The sequence below is a fragment of the Providencia burhodogranariea DSM 19968 genome, assembly GCF_000314855.2.
Classification (GTDB): Bacteria; Pseudomonadota; Gammaproteobacteria; order Enterobacterales; family Enterobacteriaceae; genus Providencia; species Providencia burhodogranariea.
Genome location: NZ_KB233222.1, coordinates 1,224,846 through 1,230,893 on the forward strand (window position 1 = coordinate 1,224,846; position 6,048 = coordinate 1,230,893).

At 42.0% G+C, this 6,048-nt stretch carries 6 protein-coding genes and 1 pseudogene; all 7 read right to left on the reverse strand.

The annotated features are described in order from the left end of the window. Window positions 1–29 precede the first annotated feature (29 nt). Window positions 30–248, reverse strand: coding sequence for an osmotically-inducible lipoprotein OsmB (osmB, locus tag OOA_RS05155; protein ID WP_008911073.1), 219 nt, complete (start codon window positions 246–248; stop codon window positions 30–32). 186 nt (window positions 249–434) lie between these two features. Then, on the reverse strand, window positions 435–2,378 hold the full coding sequence (locus OOA_RS05160; RefSeq protein WP_008911074.1) for an exoribonuclease II: 1,944 nt from the start codon (window positions 2,376–2,378) through the stop codon (window positions 435–437). Between the two features lie 108 nt (window positions 2,379–2,486). Continuing rightward, window positions 2,487–3,128 (reverse strand): endonuclease III, encoded by a 642-nt coding sequence (gene nth, locus OOA_RS05165; RefSeq protein WP_008911075.1) that lies wholly within the window; start codon window positions 3,126–3,128, stop codon window positions 2,487–2,489. A gap of 15 nt (window positions 3,129–3,143) precedes the next feature. Beyond that, a complete protein-coding gene (locus OOA_RS05170) occupies window positions 3,144–3,860 on the reverse strand; it encodes an electron transport complex subunit E (protein WP_008911076.1) in 717 nt (238 codons plus the stop codon). A gap of 2 nt (window positions 3,861–3,862) precedes the next feature. Beyond that, a complete protein-coding gene (gene rsxG / locus OOA_RS05175) occupies window positions 3,863–4,492 on the reverse strand; it encodes an electron transport complex subunit RsxG (RefSeq protein WP_008911077.1) in 630 nt (209 codons plus the stop codon). A 9-nt stretch (window positions 4,493–4,501) separates the two neighbouring features. Continuing rightward, window positions 4,502–5,587: an electron transport complex subunit RsxD gene (gene rsxD / locus OOA_RS05180; protein WP_008911078.1), complete on the reverse strand. Its 1,086-nt coding sequence runs from the start codon at window positions 5,585–5,587 to the stop codon at window positions 4,502–4,504. 13 nt (window positions 5,588–5,600) lie between these two features. Next, window positions 5,601–6,048: pseudogene (locus OOA_RS05185) on the reverse strand (electron transport complex subunit RsxC); the annotation flags it as partial.

The window sequence follows — 6,048 nt, forward strand, 5'->3', positions numbered from 1 at the left end:
AGGGAATTACCATCCCCTTATCCATAAATTTATTTACCTACCTGATTACCGATAATGCCACCGACCGCGGCACCACCAACGGTTCCAAGTGCGCCACCACCAGTAAGAATAGCGCCACCTACAGCACCAACACCAGCACCTACAGCAGTATTCTTATCTCGCTTTGACATATTCGAACATGCACTAAGGCTGACAGCGACAAAAGCCGTCAAAACGAACGTCATAATACGTTTACTTGTTGTGTTCATCTTAGTTACTCCTAGTTCAAAGAACGATACCAAATTATCACAATAAGCAATTATACAAATCAGAATAATCAGGAAATGATATATATGGAAAACATAAATATATTGGAGGAAAAGTAATAGGATCTATGAGAGAAAATAGGCCACCGATATTTATCAGTAGCCTATTAAGTGTAGCACTAAAAACGATTACGCGGCGGGGCGAGCGATAATATTGCGAGTTTCCATGCGTACTTCTGCAATGTTAACATCGATAATATCATTAAGTTGGTAGGCTGGTTCGCCTTTTATTAGTACGCAGCCTGTTTCTTGGCTGCATTGAACTTCATCACGAACACTATGCAGGAATGGCGCTGGAATAAATGCAACTGCACCATTGCCCGTTAGTCTGACGCGAATACCGCCCCGAGTAATATCAATAATCTCAGCAGGGAAAATTTGATTTGTTCCTTCAGAAGGTTTCAAGAAACGAGCATATAACCAATCACCAACATCACGTTCGGCCATTCTATTTGCGCGACGTCGTTCAGCTAATTTAATTGAAAGCTCTTCACTTGGCTTCTCTGTAGCGGGTTTTCCTGCAATCACAGACTTCAAGAGTCGGTGGTTAACGATGTCAGTATACTTACGAATTGGTGATGTCCAAGTTGCATAAGCGTCAAAACCTAACCCGAAGTGTGGACCCGGCTCACCTTTGACTTCAGCAAATGTTTGGAATCGGCGAATGCGGCTATCTAAGAATTGAGTAGGTTGTGAATCTAATTGACGACGTAGTTGACGGAAACCTTCTAATGATAACAATGAGTCCGTAGTGGTTTCGATACCATGATCTTTCAACGTTTGCACAACTTGTTCAATTTGTAATGGTTCAAAGCCCATATGGACATTAAATACACCAAAACCTAATGTATTTTTTAATTGAATTGCTGCACATAAGTTAGCCGTAATCATCGCTTCTTCAACAATACGATTTGCTGTACGACGACTTTCTACAATAATATCAAGTACATTGCCTTTATCATCCAACATGAAACGATAGTCAGGACGATCTTTAAAGACGAGAGCATTGTGTTGACGCCATTGATTGCGTTTATCAGCCATCTCTTTAAGTAATTCAATTTGTTGCTTGTCGAGATCATTTACTGGTTGCCAATCACCTGATTGCTCTAACCAATCAGAGACTTCGTCATAAACTAATTTTGATTTAGACTCGACCCATCCACTGAAAAACTGAATATCATCAGCAATTGTGCCATCGTCTAAAATAGTAGTAGAGCAAATAAGAGCAGGGCGACGCTCATTAGGACGTAAAGAGCAGAGATTGTCTGAAAGCTCGCGTGGTAACATTGGGATATTAAAGCCTGGCAAGTAATTGGTATAAGAACGAGCTAATGCCAGTTTATCTAAATCACTATCTTCTTTGATGTAGCTAGTTGGATCTGCTATCGCAATATAAAGCTTTAAATTGCCTTCTGTTGTTTTTTCGACATACAGTGCATCATCCATATCTTGAGTACTTGCACTATCGATAGTGACAAAATGAAGGTTAGTGAGGTCAATACGCTCAATCCCTTCATCATCACGTTCATTGTCAACCATTTGGGGCTCTGCGCGATCGAGTTGGTGACGGCGTAACGTCACCCACCAAGGTGCAAAGTGGTCTTCGCCATCAGTGATATATTCAGTAATATCAGCATAAAACCCTTTATCACCTTTTAATGGATGGCGGCGCATTTCTGCGACTACCCAATCACCCTGAGCAAATTCGTGAATCACTTCTTTGATTGGGCGACAAGAAATAGCATCTTTTAAGAGAGGATGGTCTGGAATAACAAACAGACGGTTATCATTGTCTTTTTTCTGAATTCTACCGACAAAACGGCTGAGAAATGGTTCTACAAGTTCTTCTGGCTCAGCGAATTCACGGTCTTTATCAGTATGGACGGCAGCAATAACTCTATCACCATGCATCACTTTTTTCATTTGTGGCGGTGGAATAAAGTAGCTTTTCTGACCATCTACTTCGAGAAAACCGAAACCTTTTTCGGTACCTTTAACTAGACCTTCAACGCGAGGCGTTTGGGAATGTAGCTGCTGTTTGAGTTGCGCGAGCAATGGGTTGTCTTGAAACATACTTACCGTTTTTATGAAGGTTGAGTTTGGCTCCTATTGTTACGTAAGACAAAGTCTTAGGGCAAGAAAAAAATTGCGTTGTGAACAATATCTGGGAGCAGTGTTATGTTAATTCTCTGGATATACTTTTTCTTTGAACTCGCATAAGTCTTCAATAATACAAGAGCCACAGCGTGGCTTACGAGCTATGCAGGTATATCGTCCATGCAAAATAAGCCAATGATGGCAATCTACTTTAAATTCAGCAGGGACAACCTTAATAAGTTTATCTTCGACTTCAACGACATTTTTACCCGGTGCAAAATTGGTGCGATTACAAACTCTAAATATATGAGTATCAACGGCAATGGTTGGCCAGCCAAAAGCAGTATTCAGTACAACATTCGCCGTCTTACGACCTACACCAGGCAAGGCTTCTAAGGCTTCTCTATTCTCAGGTACTTGGCTGTTATGTTTTTCAATTAAAATTTTACATGTTTTAAACACACTTTCAGCTTTAGTGTTAAATAGGCCGATAGTTTTAATATAGCTTTTAATTCCATCGACACCTAAAGCCAACATGGCTTCGGGAGTATTTGCGACAGGATAAAGCTTAGCAGTGGCTTTATTAACACTAACATCTGTTGCTTGCGCTGATAGCAATACGGCTATCAGCAATTCAAAAGGAGAGTTAAATTGTAACTCAGTCGTTGGATTTGGGTTGTTATCACGCAGACGAGTCAGTATCTCAATGCGTTTCGATTTATTCATAGCTCACAATTAATCTTATCTAGAAATATGGCTGCCGCACCCTTGTTCTTTTTGGTATTCACGAGCAGGTTCTTGACCTGATTTTAGGGCGGCACGTTTTTTCATTTTTTCATCAATTAAATATTTACCCGCAAGCATTAAAGCAAGGCCGATAAAAGCACCCGGTGGAAGCATAGCGAGTAAAAATGGTGAGTCAAGATGTAGTACTTCAATTCTTAATACTTTCGCCCATGAGCCTAATAACAGATCAGCACCATCAAACAAGGTTCCATTGCCTAAAATTTCTCGCATCGCACCAAGTACAAAGAGAGCAGCTGTTGCACCAAGGCCCATCGCAAGTCCATCAATGGCTGAAAGCGGTACAGTATTTTTCGCAGCATAGGCCTCGGCGCGGCCTATGACAATACAGTTAGTCACGATTAGGGGGATAAAGATACCTAAAGATTGATACAACCCAAAAGCATAAGCATTAATCAACATTTGAACAGCACTAACAACAGAGGCGATGATCATTACATAGATTGGAATACGGATTTCAGCTGGCACCCAACGACGAAATGCGGAAACAGCAACATTGGTACAAACAAGAACTAACGTTGTCGCTAGACCAAGTCCTAGTGCGTTTGTTGCCGTTGATGATACAGCAAGCAATGGGCAAAGCCCTAAAAGTTGCACCAACGCTGAGTTATTTTTCCATAAACCCTGCGCAAAAAGTTCTTTAGATTCGCTCATAATTACTCAGCTCCGCAAATAGGGTAGTTTGATAGATTTTCTGGTATTTGTTGCATGAAAATCACTGTGCGTTTTGTTGCATTGACCACAGCTCTTGGCGTTATTGTGGCTCCTGTAAATTGGTCAAATTCACCGCCATCTTTTTTGACTGCCCATTTGGGGTCATTTTCAGATTCTATTTTTTTGCCACTCAGCCGCGTGATCCAGTCCGAAATACGGGTTTCTATTTTATCGCCGAGACCCGGTGTTTCGTGATGTTCCGTTACCCTAACACCAAGTACGGTGCCTTTAAAGTCTGCACCAACTAATAGATGTATTGCGCCGGAATAGCCATCAGTTGCGGTTGATTCAATAGCCGCTGCTACAGGTTCACCATTTTTACGAGCAATGTATAAGCGATGAGGCTTTTTATTGCCAAGTGCAGCTTCAGAACCAACGAGATAACACTCTTGTCCAAACTCATTATCATACAAACTGGTAGGAACTACTTGATCCAATAATTGTTTTTGAACTATAGCTGCTTGTTGAGCGATTGTATCTTTAGTTAATGTATACACAGCAGCACTTAATGCCGTAGTACCAGCTGCAAAAAGAGCCAGAATAGTACCATGACGACGCATTGTGTTTAGCATAAAGGCTCCTTATTTGTGTCCATGCCCGTATGCACGAGGCTGCGTATAATGGTCAATTAGTGGTACTGCGATATTGGTCAGTATCACTGCGAAAGCGACTGCATCAGGGTAGCCGCCATAGACACGAATTAGCCATACTAACAACCCAACCATTACGCCATAAATGAGCCGACCTTTTGGCGTCGTTGATGCAGTGACTGGGTCAGTCAAGATAAAGAACGCTCCTAACATTGTTGCACCAGATAACAGCTGTACTAGAGGCGGAGAATACCGTCCATCATCAATAAGCCAACTGAGTGTTGCACAGAATGCTAATGTCGCAAGGAATGAAACAGGGATTTGCCAACTGATAATGCGGCGATTAAGCATGATTAATCCGCCTATAAGGTAAGCAATATTTACCCATTGCCAGCCAATCCCTGCAAGTGAACCTTGTAATATAGGTTGTTGCAGAACATCGGAAATAGAGTGAGTTAACAAGCCTGTTTTGAAACTATCCAAAGGCGTCGCTTGACTCATTCCATCCACCCCCATTCGCAGAGCATCAAGAGTATTGCCTGTAGGTGTATGGCCGGTAAAGATTACCGAGAGGCTATCTAAGGCGGTAATATCTAGCGATTGAAGCTCTTGTGGTGGTAACCAACTGGTCATCTGCACAGGGAATGAGATAAGTAATACAACGTAGCCAATCATTGCAGGATTAAATGGATTTTGGCCGAGGCCGCCATAGCATTGTTTAGCGATGATAATAGCAAAAGCAGTACCTAAAACTATCATCCACCATGGGGCTAATGGAGGAAGACTAACACCTAAAAGTAAGGCAGTAACAATAGCTGAATTATCTTTTAATACATTAAGAACTGGTTGTTTTCTTAAGCGAATAGCAATCCCTTCAGTTATCAGAGCGGTCAGCATGGCTAAGATAATTTGATAGAGAGTACCAATACCAAAAAAGTGAATTTGGACTGCAATACCCGGTATTGCAGCAAGTAAAACCCAAAACATCACAATACTCGTGCTTTGTTTATTATGTGTAAAAGGCGCGCTTGCAATTTTTAAACGGCGATTATTCGGATCAATAGGCCTAAATTTCATGGTATTTAATCACTTACTCTGTCGTTGTTTGTTCATTTTGTTTCTGAGTCTGTTTCGCTTTAACGCGAGCTATCGCCGCCGCAACTGCTATTTTGCGAGGATCAGTCTCTTCTTCAATAGGAAGTTCTGCCGCAGGTGAAAAAGCTTCTTCTTCATTGAGCTGAGCAGACAGCTGTTCTTTTTCCTGTGCAATTTTCTTCGCTTTAGCGCGAGCAATAGCTGCCGCTACGGCTACTTTACGCGGGTCAACGTCTTCTGATGCGATCATCTCAGGAGCATCAGCTTCAGCGGTTACGTTAGTTTGCTGAGTTGCTTTTTTAGCTTTAGCGCGAGCAATAGCTGCCGCTACGGCTGCTTTACGCGGATCAACATCTTCCGGTTCAGCAGACACCACAGGTGCATTAGCTTCGGTGGTTGCCTCGACTTGCTGAGCGGCTTTTTTGGCTTTAGCTCTTGCAATA